The organism is Arthrobacter sp. SLBN-53 (assembly GCF_006715585.1).
Taxonomy (GTDB): Bacteria; Actinomycetota; Actinomycetes; order Mycobacteriales; family Mycobacteriaceae; genus Mycobacterium; species Mycobacterium neoaurum_A.
On the sequence record NZ_VFNN01000001.1, the window covers coordinates 5,325,940 to 5,341,532 of the forward strand.

Genomic DNA, 15,593 nt, shown 5'->3' on the forward strand with positions numbered 1-15,593 from the left:
GGTGTTGACAGCCCCGACATGGTGGGGCAACCGGTGCGGAATGGCCGAGCCATAACTTCTGTCTCAACCGTTTCCATTGCTGGGAGGAATCCGTGCTCAACACACGCCGCAACCGCGATATCGCGCACTGGGATGCCGAAGACGTCGACGCCTGGGAATCCGGCGGGAAAGACATCGCCAAGCGCAACCTGATCTGGTCGATCTTCGCTGAGCACGTGGGCTTTTCGGTGTGGTCGATCTGGTCGGTGATGGTGTTGTTCATGCCGCAGGACGTCTACGGTATCGACGCCGCGGGCAAGTTCTATCTGGTGGCGATGCCGACACTGGTCGGGGCCTTCATGCGCATCCCGTACACCATCGCCCCGGCCCGGTTCGGCGGACGCAACTGGACCATCGTCAGCGCCCTGCTGTTGCTGATCCCGCTGGCGCTGACGCTGTGGGTGATGTCGCAGCCCGGCACGTCCTACACCACGTTCATGCTGGTGGCGGCGTTCGCCGGCCTCGGCGGCGGCAACTTCGCCTCCTCCATGACGAACATCAATGCGTTCTACCCGCAGCGTCTCAAGGGCTGGGCGCTCGGGCTCAACGCCGGCGGCGGCAATATCGGTGTGCCGGTCATCCAGCTGATCGGACTGCTGATCATCGCCACCGTGAGCAACACGGCGCCCTACCTGGTCTGCGCGATCTACCTGGTGCTCGTCGGCCTCGCGGCCCTCGGCGCCGCGTTCTTCATGGACAACCTCGGTAACCAGCGCTCCAATCTGGGCGCCATGGTCGAGGCGATGCGATTCAAACACTCCTGGGTGATGAGCTTCCTCTACATCGGCACGTTCGGCTCGTTCATCGGATTCAGCTTTGCATTCGGCCAGGTGCTGCAGATCAACTTCCTCGCCGGCGGTGACACCCCGGCTCAGGCATCGCTGCACGCCGCGCAGATCGCCTTCCTCGGCCCGTTGCTCGGATCCATCTCGCGTCCGATCGGCGGTAAGCTCGCCGACAAGATCGGTGGCGGAAAGATCACGCTGTACGTGTTCGTCGCCATGATCTTCGCCGCCGGAATCCTGGTCGCCGCAGGCGTTCTCGACGACAGCGCGGCCGGTGCACCCACCGGCGGTCAGATGATCGCCTACGTGGCCGGTTTCATCCTGCTGTTCATCCTGTCGGGCCTGGGCAACGGTTCGACCTACAAGATGATCCCGTCGATCTTCGAGGCCAAGGCGCAGGGCCACGACGAGTGGAGCCGCGAGGAGAAGGCGGCCTGGTCGCGGAGCATGTCCGGTGCCCTCATCGGCTTCGCCGGCGCGGTCGGTGCACTGGGTGGGGTGTTCATCAACATCGTGCTGCGGATGTCCTATGTCAGCGACGCGAAGTCGGCGACCAACGCCTTCTGGGTGTTCCTCGGCTTCTACGTGATCTGCGCCATCGTCACCTGGGTCGTGTTCCTGCGGTTGTCCTCGTCGAAGACCGCGGTCAGCCCGGCGCCGCTACCGGAATCGGTGGCCACCGCGTAACCGGACGAACTCGGCCTCACGAGGCGCTCACCGCGGGGATGAGCGTCTTGTGAGGTCGAGTTTTCCTTGCCATAACGTCGCCTCAAAGGAGCCGGAACAGTGCCAGCACACGATGGTGGCATGTCGGTGACCACGCGGACCGCCTGCTCGTACTGCGGTGTCGGCTGCGGTATCGAGGTCACCACCACGGCCGATCGCAACACCGGTCTGCCGGTGATCGCCAAGGTCAGCGGCGACAAGCTGCATCCCACCAACCGCGGCAGATTGTGCACCAAGGGTGCCACCCACGCCGAGTTGATGGCCGCGACCGAGGGCAGGATGACCGCCGCACTGGTGCGACCCGAGCGCGGCGCGCAGCCGGTGGAAACCCCGGTCGAAGAAGCCGTGGCGCAAGCCGGGAACCGGCTGCGCGCCATCGTCGACGAACACGGACCCGACGCGGTAGCGCTGTACGTATCGGGCCAGATGTCGCTGGAGGCACAGTATCTGGCGACCAAGCTGGCCAAGGGTTATCTGCGCACCGTGCACATCGAATCGAACTCTCGGCTGTGCATGGCCAGCGCGGGCACCGGTTACAAGCAATCGCTCGGCGCCGACGGCCCGCCCGGCTCATACACCGACTTCGATTCGGCGAACCTGTTCTTCGTCATCGGCGCGAACATGGCCGATTGCCATCCGATCCTGTTCCTGCGCATGGCCGACCGGCTCAAGGCAGGTGCCAAGATGATCGTGGTGGACCCGCGGCGCACCGCCACCGCCGACAAGGCCGACCTGTACCTGCCGATCGCACCGGGTACCGACCTCGCACTGCTCAACGGGCTGTTGCATCTGCTCGTAGTCAACGGCGACATCGACGAGGAGTTCATCGCCGAACACACCGAGGGCTGGCGGGACATGCCGGCGTTCCTCGCCGATTACCCGCCCGCCCGGGTGGCCGCCATCACCGGACTGGACGAGGCCGACATCCGCACCGCCGCATCGATGATCGCCGCGGCAGGGGAGTGGATGTCCTGCTGGACCATGGGCCTGAACCAGAGCACCCACGGCACCTGGAACACCAACGCCATCTGCAACCTGCATCTGGCCACCGGTGCGATCTGCCGGCCGGGTAGTGGGCCGATGTCACTGACCGGACAACCCAACGCGATGGGCGGCCGCGAGATGGGGTACATGGGACCGGGTCTACCCGGCCAGCGTGTGGTCCTCTCGGCCGAGGACCGGGCATTCTGCGAGGAACAGTGGGGGCTGGAGCCGGGCACCATCCGATCCGAGGTCGGCCCGGGCACGGTGGCCATGTTCGAACAGGCCGCCGCCGGTGAGATCAAGGCCTGTTGGATCATCTGCACCAATCCCGTTGTTTCCGTGCCGAATCGATCAACCGTCATCGCCGCCCTCGAATCGGCCGAACTCGTCATCACCCAGGACGCCTACATCGACACGGCGACCAACCGCTACGCCGATATCGTGCTGCCGGCCGCACTGTGGTCCGAAAGTGACGCGGTGATGGTCAACTCCGAACGCAACATCACCTTGCTGCAGCAGTCCGTCGCGCCGGTGGGCCAGGCTCGGCCGGACTGGGAGTTGATCTGCGGGGTCGCCGAGCATCTGGGTTTCGGCGACGATTTCGCCTACAAGTCCAGCGCGCAGATCTTCGACGAGATCCGTCGCTTCGCCAATCCCCGCACGGGTTATGACCTACGCGGGGTCAGCTATGACCGGCTGCGCGAGACGCCCGTGCAGTGGCCCTGCCCGCCCGCCGATGCCGACGACCGCCACCCCATCCGTTACGTCAACGACGGTGTGTCGCAGACCCTGCACATCGACGCCGACGGGCACCGTCCCCGGCTGGCATTTCCGACACCGTCGCGGCGGGCGCAGTTCCTCGCCCGGCCGCATATGGACCCGCACGAACTGCCCGACGACGATTATCCGATGGTGCTCAACACCGGTCGGCTGCAACATCAGTGGCACACCATGACCAAAACCGGTCGGGTGGCCAAACTCAACAAACTCGACGCCTCGCCGTTCGTCGAGATCCATCCCGATGATGCTGCGGCGCTGGGCATCACCGCTGCCCACCACGTCGAGCTCACCTCCCGGCGCGGCCGCGCCGTGCTGCCGGCATCCCTCACCGACCGGGTGTGCCGGGGCAGCGTGTGGGCGCCGTTCCACTGGAACGACGAGCACGGTGAGTACCTCGCCGTCAACGCCGTCACCAACGACGCCGTCGATGCGGACTCCCTGCAACCCGAACTGAAAGTGTGCGCCGTACGGCTCCGGCCCATCGAGGTGGCGGCCCCCGATCCGCTCGGTCTGCCCACGGCTGCACCACAATTCACCGACGACGAGAAGCTCTACCTGTCCGGGTTCTTCACCGGATTGGACGCGACACCGGGCGGCGTCCCGGTCCTGCCGCTCTCGGCGCCGGTGCGCCCGGCGGTCCGGCTGTGGGTCGACGGACTCCTGGCGGGCACCTACTCGCGCGCAACCGAGCAACCCGCCACCGGACCACTGGTGCTGTGGGCCTCCCAGACCGGCAACGCCGAGGAGTTCGCGACCGGGCTGGCCGCACGGATCACCGGTGCCCGGTCGGTCACCATGGACGAGGCATCGTTGGACGAGGTCGCCGCGGCGACCGAGGTGTTGGTGATCACCAGCACCTTCGGTGACGGCGGGCCACCGGACAACGGCGCGGACTTCTGGGACCGGCTGTGCCGGGCCGACGCGCCGCCGCTGACCGGGGTGCGTTACGCGGTGCTCGGGATCGGGGACAAGGCGTATGCCAACTTCTGTGGTCACGCGAAATCCCTGGATGCCCGGCTGGCCGAGCTGGGTGCCGTCCGGACACACGAACTGGTCGAATGCGAATCGCACGACGAGGCGCCGATGGCCGCCTGGGCCGACGCGGTCACCACCGCACCCGCCGACGCCGCGCCAACAGCCGCACCACCCCGGCCCGGGTCACCGCTGACCCGCGGCAATCCGCTGTCGGCGCCGGTGAGCCGCAACACTCGCCTGACCCCGGTGGCGGCCGCCAAGGAGGTGCGCCACATCGGGTTCGACATCACCGAACACGTCGCCGAACATGGCGTGAGCTATGCCGCCGGGGATTCCCTCGGGGTGTTCGTCGACAACGGTGCCGATTCGGTACGCGCCTGGCTGGCAGCCACCGGACTGTCCGGCGATGAGATCGTCGAGGTCGACGGCGCCGAGGTCGACCTTCGCACCGCCCTGACGCATTCCTACGACCTGTGCAAGGTGACCCCGAACCTGCTCGGGTTCGTCACCGAACGGTGCCCACAGGCGAAGGTGTTGCGACGATCCGGTGCGAAACTCGACAGCTGGCTGACCGGCCGCAACGGGCTGGACATCGTCGAGGAGTTCGCCGTCCGGGCCGATCCCGCCGAATGGCTGGACGCCCTCGTCCGGCTCACACCGCGGCAGTACTCCATCTCGTCGAGTCCGTTGGTGAGCCCACACGAGGTGCAGCTGACGGTGTCGGTGCTGCGCTACCGCACCGGCCGTGGCATCGCGCGCGGTGGCGTCGCCTCGACATTCCTGGCCGACCGGGCGCAGGCCGCGCCGGTGTTCGTGCAGCGTTCACCGAACTTCCGCCCGCCCGAGGACTCGGCAACGCCGATGATCATGGTCGGCCCGGGCACCGGGATCGCACCGTTCCGGGCGTTCCTGCAGGAGCGTCGCGCACAAGGCCACCGCGGCCGTAACTGGTTGTTCTTCGGTGATCAGCACCGCGACCAGAACTTCTACTACCGCGACGAGGTGCAGGCCATGGTCGACGACGGCTTCCTCAGCAGGCTGGACCTCGCCTTCTCGCGCGACCAGTCACGGCGGGTGTACGTCCAGCACAAGATGACCGAACGCGGTGCCGACCTGTGGCGCTGGCTGCAGGACGGTGCGCATTTCTACGTCTGCGGTGACGCGACCCGAATGGCCGCCGATGTCGATGCGGCGCTGCTGGCGATCATCCGCAAGCACGGATCGCTGTCCGTCGAGGCCGCCAATGACTACAAGAAGGAGCTTGTCGCCACCAAGCGATACGTCCGTGACGTGTATTGATCGATCACCGTGAATAAAAATCCACTCACGGTCGTTGCATCTCACGTACGAACCAGAACTTGGATCAGGAGACACGCAACATGAGTTGGCAGACCGGTGACTTTGTGACCGCCAGCCGCGAGATCGACGAGATGGATGTTCAGACGGTGCCTGAAGGTGCCGTCGGCACGGTGGCCGAGACCACGGTCTTCGGCAAGCCCAAGGTGGTCTGCTTCACCGTCCCCACGGTGTGGGGGCCCAAGCGCGCCTGTGTGCACGTGCACCGCGGCGATGTGGAATTGGCCGGCTGACGCCCGCTCAGCTGTCCTGACGCAGGGCGTCGGCGATGAGCTCGACGGCGTCGACATTGCGCAGTGATGGGTCCAACGCCGTGCCGGGCACCACGACATAACGTTGTTCGCGGACGGCGGTGAGCTGACGTGCCAACGGATCGTTTTCCAGGAATTCGATCTTGGCGGCCGCGGTATCACCGTCGTCACCGCGTGTCAGGTCGGCCAGCACCAGCACGTCGGGATCGCGGTCCAGAATCGCCTCCCACGAGGTTTCCGGCCACAGCTGACGGCTGTCGGCGAACGCGTTTCGCGCGCCCACGGCATCGGTGATAATCCCGGGGGCGCCGCAGCACCCGGCGATATAAGGCGCCCGGGTGGCCGAGTACCAGTACATCAGGCTGGTGTCGGAGGTGTTCAGGTCGGCGGTCGCGGACCGTACTCGATCCTTCAACGACGCCACGAGTCGGTCCGCATCGCCATCGGCCCCGAATATCCGCGCGATATCCCCGATTTCGGTATAGATGTCCTCGAAGGTCAAGGCGCGGTGCTGTTCTGCCTGCTGCCCGCTGCACTCGCTCGCCGACAGGTAGGTGGGAATGCCCAGGTCGGCAAAGCGTTCGCGCGACGCGATGCCCTGGTCGGAGAACGTGTAGGCGAATGTGGCGTAGACGAAGTCGGGTTCGGTGTCCAGAACGGTTTCCAGCGAGGGGAAATCGGCGCTCAGTTCGGGGACCTTCGCGTTGGCCTCGGCGAGGTGCGCCGGCACGGGTTCGTTCCACGATGCGGTGCCGACCATCCGATCGGCCAAGCCGAGAGTGAGCATCAGCTCGGTGGCGGGTTGATTGACCGAGATGGCGCGTGCGGGCGCGGCTTCCATTTCGACGTCGATGCCGCAGTTCTTCAGTACGACCGGGAATCCCGCGCCGGCGGTCGGCGTCGCCGAGGTGCCGACCGGGTCGGGAATCCGGGTGCCGCATCCCGAGACCAACATCGACACCGCGCCCAGAGCGCCGATGACGCGCTGCCACGACATCACTTGACCCCCATGACCACGTAGTCATCGAGCAGTTGCCAGACCGTGCCCACCTCGGAGAATCCGGCCTGTGCCAAGGCGGCGAGATGGAAGTCCACCGCGGTGGTGGGCGGCGGATTTCGGTGCGCGAACCGCTGATCGCGCAGTATCGCGAGGTCGGCAACCCCGTCGCGGGCCGTCGCCGCGGCCCACCACTGATCCCAGGTAGGCGATCCCGCGACGTGTGCGCGCGCCTGGGTGCCGGCGTCGTGGGCGGCGGCCAGCCTGCCAAGGGTCGGCTGGCGCCCGTCGAACCGGAAGTGGTCGCCGTTGAGCAGGATGCCGTTGTCGGAGAGCATTTCTGCCGCGGCGGTGTACACGCCCAACAAGGTCTGCGGGTCCAGCCAGTGCAGCGCGGTGGTGGAGACGAATGCCGATATCGGCGTTCCTGCCGTTGCCGCTGCCACCGCATCCGGCCAGGTGTCCTCGGCAAGGTCTGCCTCGACCACACCGAACCTGTCATGGGCGCCGAGCGTTCGGGTGGCCAGGTCGAGCAGCAGGGGGTCGAAATCGAGGGCGATCACCCGGGCACCGGGAAGTGCGTTGAGGATGCGGGCGCTCAGCGATCCCGGCCCGCAGGCGAGATCGACGACCACGGGTTCGTCACCGCAGGCCAGTCCGATGACGTCGGTGATGGCGCGAAAGCGGGATTCACGGCCCGCGATATAGGCCGATTGTTGGTCGTCCCACGCCTGTACGAGGGAGTCTGAATCGATGAGATCGGCGGGCTGAGATGCGGACATGAGGGATTCCTTCGGCATCTGGGGCCTGATCAGCGAGACCCGGTGACAAGCCGCGACACACCGTCGCGGATGCCAGCAGGTATTCGGACTCGGGGGTCGTCCTCGGCGGGCCGCCTTCCCAGGAGCATGCACTCCCAGTGGCATGTGGCCCGCCTCGTCATCCCCTCACCGCTGCGCGTCAGTCCCGGATTCACACCGGGTTCCCTACTCCCTGCGGAGGTGACTGGCCCGCACAGGCTAGCAGGGTGAACTACACCGCATCGATGTCTCGGGCCGCACCCTTGTCTGCCGAGAGCGCCAACGCGGCGTACGCACGCAACGCCGCCGACACCGTGCGCCGCCGATCCCTGGGCCGGTATCCGCCGGCGGCCTCCAGGGCCGCGCGTCGACGCTCCAGTTCCTCGCCTGGCACCTCGACCTCGATGCTGCGGCGCGGGATGTCGATGGTGATCAGGTCACCGTCGGCCACCAACGCGATGGTGCCGCCGGCGGCCGCCTCGGGGGAGACGTGGCCGATGGACAGACCCGACGTACCGCCGGAGAACCGACCGTCGGTGATCAGCGCGCACTGCGCGCCCAGCCCGCGGCCCTTCAAATAGGCAGTCGGATAGAGCATTTCCTGCATGCCCGGCCCGCCCCTTGGTCCCTCGTAACGGATCACCACCACATCGCCGGGTTGCACCCGGCCGGACAGGATGGCATCCACCGCGTCCTCCTGCGATTCCAGCACCACGGCCGGACCGGAGAACGTCCAGATGGATTCGTCGACGCCCGCGGTCTTGACGATGCAGCCGTCCACCGACAGGTTGCCGCGCAGTACCGCCAGCCCGCCGTCGGCGGAATAGGCGTGGGCCACATCGCGGATGCAGCCGTTCTCGGCGTCGGTGTCCAGGCTGTCCCACCGCTCGGACTGCGAGAAGGCCGATGCCGACCGCACACACCCCGGTGCGGCGTGGAACAGTTCGACGGCCTCGGCCGACGGCGACCCGCCGCGGATATCCCACGCGCGCAGCCATTCCGCCATCGAGCCGGAGTGCACGGTGTGCACCGTCTCGTGCAGATGACCGCCGCGCCACAGCTCGCCGAGGATGGCCGGGATACCGCCGGCGCGGTGCACATCCTCCATCAGGTAGTGACCATTGGGGGCCACCTTGCACAGGCACGGGATCAGCCGGCTGCGCTTCTCGATGTCTTCCAGGGTGTAATCCAGCTCGGCCTCCCGGGCGGCGGCCAGCAGGTGCAGCACGGTGTTGGTCGACCCGCCCATCGCGATATCGAGTGCCATGGCGTTGTCGAATGCATCGCGGGTGGCGATGTTGCGGGGCAGGACCGAGGCGTCATCATCGTCGTAGTAGGCCCGCACGATGTCCATCACCGTGCTACCCGCCTTTTCGTAGAGGGCGCGCCGCGCGGTGTGGGTCGCCAGCACCGAACCGTTGCCGGGCAGGGCCAGCCCGAGTGCCTCGGTGAGGCAGTTCATCGAGTTGGCGGTGAACATGCCCGAGCACGAGCCGCAGGTCGGGCAGGCGGCCTCCTCGATCCGCGAGATGTCGTCATCGGAGACGTCGGTGTTCACCGCATCGGCGATGGCCGACACCAGATTGAGCCGGGTCTTGACGGTGCCGTCGACGAGAACGGCGGTGCCACCCTCCATCGGGCCGCCGGAGACGAAGACGGTCGGGATGTTCAGGCGCAGTGCGGCCATCAGCATGCCGGGAGTGATCTTGTCGCAGTTCGAGATACACACCAACGCGTCCGCACAGTGCGCGTTGACCATGTACTCCACCGAGTCGGCGATGAGTTCGCGGGACGGCAGCGAGTACAGCATTCCGCCGTGGCCCATCGCGATGCCATCGTCGACGGCGATGGTGTTGAACTCGCGCGGCACACCACCGGCGGCCGAGATGGCCTCGGAGACGATGCGGCCGACGGGCTGCAGGTGCGTGTGCCCGGGCACGAACTCGGTGAAGCTGTTGGCCACCGCGACGATGGGCTTGCCGATATCGGAGCCGGCGACTCCGGCGGCCCGCAACAGCGAGCGTGCTCCCGCCATGTTGCGACCGTGGGTGACCGTGCGGGACCGCAGTTCTGCCATAACACACAGCGTGGCAGCAAGGGCGTCTACGTGGGTAGACGGTCCTCATACTAGTATTGGCACTACTACCATGGCATACCATTTCAGGATGGACACACGCGGCAGGCAGCGCCGGGCGTTGGGGGAGTTCCTGCGGGCTCGCCGGGAGGCCGCCGCCCGCGCCGACCTGGGCTATGCCCCGATGCCGCGGATGCGGACCAGCGGCCTGCGCCGTGAGGAGGTCGCTCTGGCGGCCGGGGTGAGCGTCACCTGGTACACGTGGCTGGAGCAGGGCCGCGAGATCAACCCGTCGCGCCAGGTTCTCGATGCGGTCAGCACCGCCCTGCGGCTGACCCCGGCCGAACGTGACTACGTGCGCAGCCTCGGCGGCCATGCCCCGGAGCCGATTCCGGCGGACGTGCCGACGCCGCCGCATGTGCAGCGCTTCCTGGACGCACTGGGCGGGTACCCGGCGTTCGCGATCGGGCCGTTCTGGGATATCACCGCGTGGAACAGGGCCTACGCCGCGCTGTATCCGAACATCGCGGTGACCGCCGAGGCCGACCGTAACCTGCTCTGGCTGATGTTCATGGACCCCGCGATCCGGGAGTTGTTGCCGGACTGGGAAAACGACAGCAGCCGCTTCCTGGCCGAGTTCCGGGCCGAGGCGGGATCACGGGCGGGCGAACCGGCCCACTCGACGTTGGTCGACCGGCTTCGCGCGGCCAGTGAGCATTTCGAGTCGCAGTGGCGCCGGCGCAGCGTGCAGCGGTTCACCTCGCGGGAGCGGCGTTTCTTCCGCGCCGGGATCGGGGAGATGCGCCTGGAACACCATCAGTTGGCGCCGGTGGATGTGCCGAACATCCAGATCGTGGCGTACCTGCCGGTGCCCGACAGTGGGGCGGCCGAACGGCTGGCCGCGCTGGTGGCTGGCGCCTGATGAATAGATACGGCCCCGGTTGAGCAACCGGGGCCGTATCGAGAAACTGTGTCCGAGGGGGGACTTGAACCCCCACGCCCGTTAATAGGGCACTAGCACCTCAAGCTAGCGCGTCTGCCATTCCGCCACTCGGACATTTCTCCGCGCCGTCGGCGAGGAGCGACTAAGGCTAACGGATAGGGGCGGTCGGACCCAAACCAGCCCGTCGGCGCCGGTGCGCCACCCTGTCCGGGCGGGCACCGGCGATGGTACGAATGGGGTTGTGACCGTCCAGCCCAGCGCCGCCGACGAGGTGGTCGACCTCGTCAGCACCCTCATCCGTTTCGACACCTCCAACACCGGAGATCCGGCGACCACGCGGGGCGAGGCGGATTGCGCGCAGTGGGTGGGCGACCGCCTCCGCGAGGTCGGCTACACCACCGAGTACGTCGAGGCCGCCCCCGGCCGCGGCAACCTGTTCGCCCGGTTGCCGGGTGCGGACCGCTCGCGCGGCGCCCTGCTGATCCACGGCCATCTGGACGTCGTGCCCGCCGAGCCGGCCGACTGGAGCGTGCACCCGTTCTCGGGAGCGGTGAAGGACGGCTATGTCTGGGGCCGCGGCGCGGTCGACATGAAAGACATGGTCGGCATGATGATCGCCGTCGCACGCCACTTCAAACGCGCGGGCATCGTGCCCCCGCGTGATCTGATCTTCGCCTTTGTCTCCGACGAGGAGCACGGTGGCACCTACGGTGCCCAGTGGCTCGTCGACAACCGGCCCGATCTGTTCGACGGCGTCACCGAGGCGATCGGTGAGGTCGGTGGCTTCTCGCTGACCGTGCCCTCGCGGCACGGCGGCGAGCGCAGGCTCTATCTGGTGGAGACCGCCGAGAAGGGCATCGCCTGGATGCGGCTCTCGGCGCGGGGCCGCGCCGGGCACGGCTCGATGGTGCACCAGGACAACGCCGTCACCGCGGTCGCCGTAGCCGTCGCCAAGCTCGGCAGGCACCAGTTCCCGCTGGTGCTCACCGAACCGGTCGCACAGTTCCTGGCGGCGGTCGCCGAGGAGACCGGCTACGAATTCGACATCGACTCACCCGATCTCGACGGCACCATCGCCAAACTCGGTGATATTGCCCGCATCGTCGGTGCCACGCTGCGCGATACCGCCAACCCGACGATGCTCAAGGCCGGCTACAAGGCGAACGTGATCCCGGCGACCGCCGAGGCCGTCATCGACTGCCGGGTGCTGCCCGGGCGCCGGGAGGCCTTCGAACGCGAGGTCGACGAGCTCATCGGCCCCGACGTGGTGCGCACCTGGGAACGCGATCTGCCGTCCGTGGAGACCACCTTCGACGGTGATCTCGTCGATGCGATGAACGCCGCGCTGCTGGCCATCGATCCCGAAGCGCGGATCGTGCCGTACATGCTCTCCGGCGGAACCGATGCAAAAGCGTTCTCGCGGTTGGGTATTCGCTGTTTCGGCTTTGCCCCGCTGCGGTTGCCGCCGGATCTGGATTTCGCCGCGTTGTTCCACGGCGTCGATGAACGGGTACCCGTCGAAGCACTACAGTTCGGCACCGAGGTGCTCGAGCATTTCCTAACCAACTGCTGACCAGAAGAGGGGCGATATGACCGCAACACCCGCAGATCCCTACGCCAACCTGCCGCAACTGCCGACCTTCGAGCTGACCTCGGAGACCTTCACCGACGGCCAGCCCGCAGGCAACGATCAGGTCAGCGGCATCATGGGCGCGGGCGGCAAGGATGTCTCACCCCAGCTGAGCTGGTCGGGCTTCCCCGAGGAGACCCGCAGCTTCGCGGTCACCGTCTATGACCCGGACGCACCGACGCTGTCGGGGTTCTGGCACTGGGCCGTCGCGGATCTGCCCGCCACGGTCACCTCACTGCCTGCCGACGCCGGTAACGGCGATCCGTTGCCCGGCAACGCGGTGACGCTGACCAACGACGCGGGACTCAAGCGGTTCCTGGGCGCCGCGCCGCCCGCCGGCCACGGCCCGCACCGCTACTACGTGGCCGTGCATGCGCTCCCGGTGGAGTCACTGGAGTTACCCGAGGGCGCGACGCCGGCCTTCCTCGGGTTCAACCTCTTCGGTCAGGCCATCGCTCGGGCCGTGCTGCACTTCACGTACGAACAGAACTAGAAGCAGACAGAACTAGAAGCGGGTCTCAGCGCCGACTGCCTCCGACAGCGAGGCGAACCCGCCCTCGCGCAGTCGGCGTGCCAGACCGTCGTGGATCTGCTTGGCGTACAGCCCACCGCCGTAGACGAACCCGGTGTAGCCCTGCAGCAGCGATGCGCCGGCCAGGATGCGTTCCCAGGCGTCCTCGGCGGTCTCGATACCGCCGACGCTGATCAGCACCAGTTGATCACCCACGCGCGCGTACAGCCGACGCAACACCTCAAGGGCGCGTCGGGCGACCGGCGGACCGGACACCCCGCCCGCGCCGAGCTCGTCCACGCCAGGGGTCCGCAAGCCGTCCCGAGAGATCGTGGTGTTGGTCGCGACGATGCCGGCCAGGCCCAATTCGACGGCCAGATCGGCGATATCGTCGATATCGGAGTCCGACAGGTCGGGCGCTATCTTGACCAACACCGGCACCGTGACGACCTCGCGGACGGCGGCCAGGATGGGCCGCAGCGACTCGACCGCCTGCAGATCGCGCAGCCCCGGGGTGTTCGGTGAGCTGACGTTGACCACCAGATAGGACGCCAGCGGGCCGACCAGTCGTGCGCTGGTGACGTAATCGTCGACCGCCTGCTCGGCTGGAGTGGTCTTGGTCTTGCCGATGTTCACCCCGATCGGTACGTCGGATCGGTGCGTGCCGAGCTGCCGGGCCAGCGCCGCCGCCCCGCGGTTGTTGAAGCCCATTCGGTTCAGCAGACCGCGGTCGGCGGGCAGCCGGAACATCCGCGGTGCGGGATTTCCTGGTTGTCCCTGGGCCGTGACCGTGCCGATCTCGGCATACCCGAAGCCCAGCGCGCCCCAGGTCTGCAAACCGTGCCCGTCCTTGTCGAAACCGGCGGCCAGCCCGAGCGGCGCCGGAAAGCGCACACCGGCGACCGTGCTGGCCAGGATCGGGTCCGACGCGCCCAACTTGGCCGACAGGACGCGACGGCTCCACGCGGTGGAGGTGGCCAGCCGCAGTATCGCGAACACGACGGCATGAATACGTTCGGGCGCGACGAGGAAGAACGCGCGCCGCATCAAGCGGTAGATCACAGGACCGGCTGCTCTCCGAGTGTCGTCTTCTTGCGGCGTAACAACACGCGCCTGCTTCCGTCGGTATAGAGCCGCACCTTGGTCAACTCCCAGCCGCGATACTGCGCCTCGATGGACAAACGCACCGACGCCGACAATCGGGTGACATCGGGGGGTAGGCGCAGCGGCACCCATTCGTAGTCCTCGGAAAGGTCACCGGCCCAGCCTGCGGGCATCCTGCCGCGTGCCACCGTCGTCATGACCTACTCGCCCCCTTGATCACCTGCACCCCGGCACCGGAACCGGAGACCACGTACAGGGTGTCGCCGGCATCGTCGAAGGCCAGGGTATTGGGTTGCTGCACAGTCCTATAACGCACCTTTTCAACGGGTATTCCGGTAGCCAGATCGTAGCCAATGACGGTGTTGGTCGCCGTCTGTGACACCCAGGTCATCTTCGCCGACCCGGTCACGCCGTAGGGTGCCTCGCCCACCGGGTACCGCTGCCGCAGGATCAGCGGATCGGTGCCGAAGACCAGCAGTGCTCCGCCGCGGGTATCGGTGACCAGCACCCGTCCCGCGGGGTCTACGGTCATCGACGTGGCCCCCTCGCCGGCGCGCAACGCCTGCTCGGGTTTGGTCCCGCCCTCATCGATCTCGGTGACCGAGGTCTGGCCGCGGTCCAGGACGATGATCGAATCGTTCTGGGTGACAAGGGCATCGACGCGCGCGAAGTTCTTCAGGCTCGTGCCGACCTCGGTGTCGGAGCGCAGTGTGAACACCGTGCCGTCGGCGCCGCCGAGCACCAGCGTCCCGTCGGCATGCCGGCCGATCGCGGTGAAGTCGGTGTCGGCGTGGTCCTTGACCTCCACCGGGGTGGCGGCGCCGGCTGCGACGTTCGCCCGTACATAACCACCGCGGATGGACAACCAGACCTCGCCGGAACCGTCACCGGTGATCGCGGTCGCGGCCGAGGGCAGCGCGATGGTGCGCGCCGGCCCGTCGGCGGGCACCACGGTCAGGCGGTCGGCGGGGCCCAGCACAACCGCCGAGGAGGTGCGGATATCGAAGACGGCGGCGATTCCCGGTGCCGACAGTGGCTTGACGACGCCGTCGACGGCACCACTGACCTGTGGCGACACGGCCGGTGTCGCAACCGGAATGGTCGGTGGTGGCGAATCGGCGGGCGTCGACGAGCACGCGGAAACGACGCCGACAGCCAGTGTCAATGCCGAGAGGGAACGCACCCGGAATACGGATTTCGTGGTCATGGGCCTTCAAAACTCCTGATTCCGCATTCCGCCTGCGTTCGTGTTCGCAGTTTGCGCAAAGTTTGCCAATGGGGACGTAACCGTCAATTTGTGGGTATGGTGCGAGCTATGGCACTGGCTCCGGAGACCGAACTGTCGGCAGACGAGTTTGCCATCGAGCACGTCTCGACCGGCGTGCACGCCAGCGGGTTCGGAACCCTGGGTGATGGCCGCAGCTTCTCCTTTCACGTCGAGGACCGGCAGAACCTGGTCGTCGAGGTGTACCGGCCCCGGCTGAGCGGTCCCGTTCCGCAGAGCGAGGACATCATCGCCCGCACGTCCCGCAGTCTGAAAGATATCGATCTCGCCGATGAGCGCAGCGTAGCGGCCACCGTGCGCGATGCCGTCGCCGGAGCGGAGCCGGTGCGCGCGACGCGCTGACCCGACCCCCA

The 15,593-nt window shown here is 67.2% G+C and carries 13 protein-coding genes, 1 tRNA gene and 1 riboswitch; of the genes, 7 read left to right on the forward strand and 7 right to left on the reverse strand.

Features of this window, described 5'->3' with window-relative positions:
* The first annotated feature begins 92 nt into the window (after positions 1-92).
* From FBY28_RS25490 to FBY28_RS25500, 3 genes are all read left to right on the forward strand, one after another.
* Positions 93-1,511, forward strand: a complete 1,419-nt coding sequence (locus FBY28_RS25490; RefSeq protein WP_141869917.1) for a nitrate/nitrite transporter — start codon at positions 93-95, stop codon at positions 1,509-1,511.
* A gap of 120 nt (positions 1,512-1,631) precedes the next feature.
* Entirely contained in the window at positions 1,632-5,588 is a 3,957-nt protein-coding gene (locus FBY28_RS25495; protein WP_141869918.1) for a bifunctional nitrate reductase/sulfite reductase flavoprotein subunit alpha, read from the forward strand.
* An 80-nt stretch (positions 5,589-5,668) separates the two neighbouring features.
* On the forward strand, positions 5,669-5,878 hold the full coding sequence (locus tag FBY28_RS25500) for a hypothetical protein (protein WP_019512056.1): 210 nt from the start codon (positions 5,669-5,671) through the stop codon (positions 5,876-5,878).
* 7 nt (positions 5,879-5,885) lie between these two features.
* On the opposite strand, the gene FBY28_RS25505 is transcribed toward FBY28_RS25500, so the two are convergent.
* From FBY28_RS25505 to ilvD, 3 genes are all read right to left on the reverse strand, one after another.
* Positions 5,886-6,893, reverse strand: a complete 1,008-nt coding sequence (locus FBY28_RS25505) for an ABC transporter substrate-binding protein (RefSeq protein WP_141869919.1) — start codon at positions 6,891-6,893, stop codon at positions 5,886-5,888.
* Positions 6,893-7,675 (reverse strand): methyltransferase domain-containing protein, encoded by a 783-nt coding sequence (locus FBY28_RS25510; RefSeq protein ID WP_216847957.1) that lies wholly within the window; start codon positions 7,673-7,675, stop codon positions 6,893-6,895. The genes FBY28_RS25505 and FBY28_RS25510 overlap by 1 nt, the downstream gene beginning before the upstream one ends.
* Positions 7,676-7,732: 57 nt before the next feature.
* Positions 7,733-7,918: riboswitch (cobalamin riboswitch) on the reverse strand.
* Positions 7,919-7,925: 7 nt separating this feature from the next.
* Positions 7,926-9,770, reverse strand: coding sequence for a dihydroxy-acid dehydratase (gene ilvD, locus FBY28_RS25515; RefSeq protein ID WP_141869921.1), 1,845 nt, complete (start codon positions 9,768-9,770; stop codon positions 7,926-7,928).
* A gap of 88 nt (positions 9,771-9,858) precedes the next feature.
* On the opposite strand from ilvD, the gene FBY28_RS25520 reads away from it, so the two are divergent.
* On the forward strand, positions 9,859-10,689 hold the full coding sequence (locus FBY28_RS25520) for a helix-turn-helix transcriptional regulator (RefSeq protein WP_141869922.1): 831 nt from the start codon (positions 9,859-9,861) through the stop codon (positions 10,687-10,689).
* Positions 10,690-10,738: 49 nt separating this feature from the next.
* On the opposite strand, the gene FBY28_RS25525 is transcribed toward FBY28_RS25520, so the two are convergent.
* Positions 10,739-10,824: transfer RNA gene (locus tag FBY28_RS25525), tRNA-Leu, on the reverse strand.
* A gap of 127 nt (positions 10,825-10,951) precedes the next feature.
* Between FBY28_RS25525 and FBY28_RS25530 the strand changes: the two genes are divergently transcribed.
* A complete protein-coding gene (locus tag FBY28_RS25530) occupies positions 10,952-12,283 on the forward strand; it encodes a M20/M25/M40 family metallo-hydrolase (RefSeq protein ID WP_141869923.1) in 1,332 nt (443 codons plus the stop codon).
* 16 nt (positions 12,284-12,299) lie between these two features.
* On the forward strand, positions 12,300-12,833 hold the full coding sequence (locus tag FBY28_RS25535) for a YbhB/YbcL family Raf kinase inhibitor-like protein (protein WP_141869924.1): 534 nt from the start codon (positions 12,300-12,302) through the stop codon (positions 12,831-12,833).
* A gap of 12 nt (positions 12,834-12,845) precedes the next feature.
* Here FBY28_RS25535 and FBY28_RS25540 read toward each other — a convergent pair whose 3' ends face one another.
* The 3 genes from FBY28_RS25540 to FBY28_RS25550 are packed head-to-tail and all read right to left on the reverse strand — an operon-like array spanning position 12,846 to position 15,162.
* Positions 12,846-13,898, reverse strand: a complete 1,053-nt coding sequence (locus tag FBY28_RS25540) for a quinone-dependent dihydroorotate dehydrogenase (RefSeq protein WP_141870462.1) — start codon at positions 13,896-13,898, stop codon at positions 12,846-12,848.
* Between the two features lie 11 nt (positions 13,899-13,909).
* Entirely contained in the window at positions 13,910-14,152 is a 243-nt protein-coding gene (locus FBY28_RS25545; protein ID WP_141869925.1) for a DUF5703 family protein, read from the reverse strand.
* Positions 14,149-15,162: a YncE family protein gene (locus FBY28_RS25550; protein WP_141869926.1), complete on the reverse strand. Its 1,014-nt coding sequence runs from the start codon at positions 15,160-15,162 to the stop codon at positions 14,149-14,151. Before FBY28_RS25550 ends, FBY28_RS25545 begins: the two co-directional genes overlap by 4 nt.
* 108 nt (positions 15,163-15,270) lie before the next feature.
* Between FBY28_RS25550 and FBY28_RS25555 the strand changes: the two genes are divergently transcribed.
* A complete protein-coding gene (locus FBY28_RS25555) occupies positions 15,271-15,582 on the forward strand; it encodes a hypothetical protein (protein ID WP_141869927.1) in 312 nt (103 codons plus the stop codon).
* Positions 15,583-15,593 lie beyond the last annotated feature (11 nt).

Coding starts and splice junctions, on each gene's coding strand:
- FBY28_RS25495 (WP_141869918.1), top strand. CDS start 1,632: ATGTCGGTGACCACGCGGACCGCCTGCTCGTACTGCGGTGTCGGCTGC.
- FBY28_RS25500 (WP_019512056.1), top strand. CDS start 5,669: ATGAGTTGGCAGACCGGTGACTTTGTGACCGCCAGCCGCGAGATCGAC.
- FBY28_RS25505 (WP_141869919.1), bottom strand. CDS start 6,893: ATGTCGTGGCAGCGCGTCATCGGCGCTCTGGGCGCGGTGTCGATGTTG.
- FBY28_RS25510 (WP_216847957.1), bottom strand. CDS start 7,675: ATGTCCGCATCTCAGCCCGCCGATCTCATCGATTCAGACTCCCTCGTA.
- ilvD (WP_141869921.1), bottom strand. CDS start 9,770: ATGGCAGAACTGCGGTCCCGCACGGTCACCCACGGTCGCAACATGGCG.
- FBY28_RS25520 (WP_141869922.1), top strand. CDS start 9,859: ATGGACACACGCGGCAGGCAGCGCCGGGCGTTGGGGGAGTTCCTGCGG.
- FBY28_RS25535 (WP_141869924.1), top strand. CDS start 12,300: ATGACCGCAACACCCGCAGATCCCTACGCCAACCTGCCGCAACTGCCG.
- FBY28_RS25540 (WP_141870462.1), bottom strand. CDS start 13,898: ATGCGGCGCGCGTTCTTCCTCGTCGCGCCCGAACGTATTCATGCCGTC.
- FBY28_RS25545 (WP_141869925.1), bottom strand. CDS start 14,152: ATGACGACGGTGGCACGCGGCAGGATGCCCGCAGGCTGGGCCGGTGAC.
- FBY28_RS25550 (WP_141869926.1), bottom strand. CDS start 15,162: ATGACCACGAAATCCGTATTCCGGGTGCGTTCCCTCTCGGCATTGACA.
- FBY28_RS25555 (WP_141869927.1), top strand. CDS start 15,271: ATGGCACTGGCTCCGGAGACCGAACTGTCGGCAGACGAGTTTGCCATC.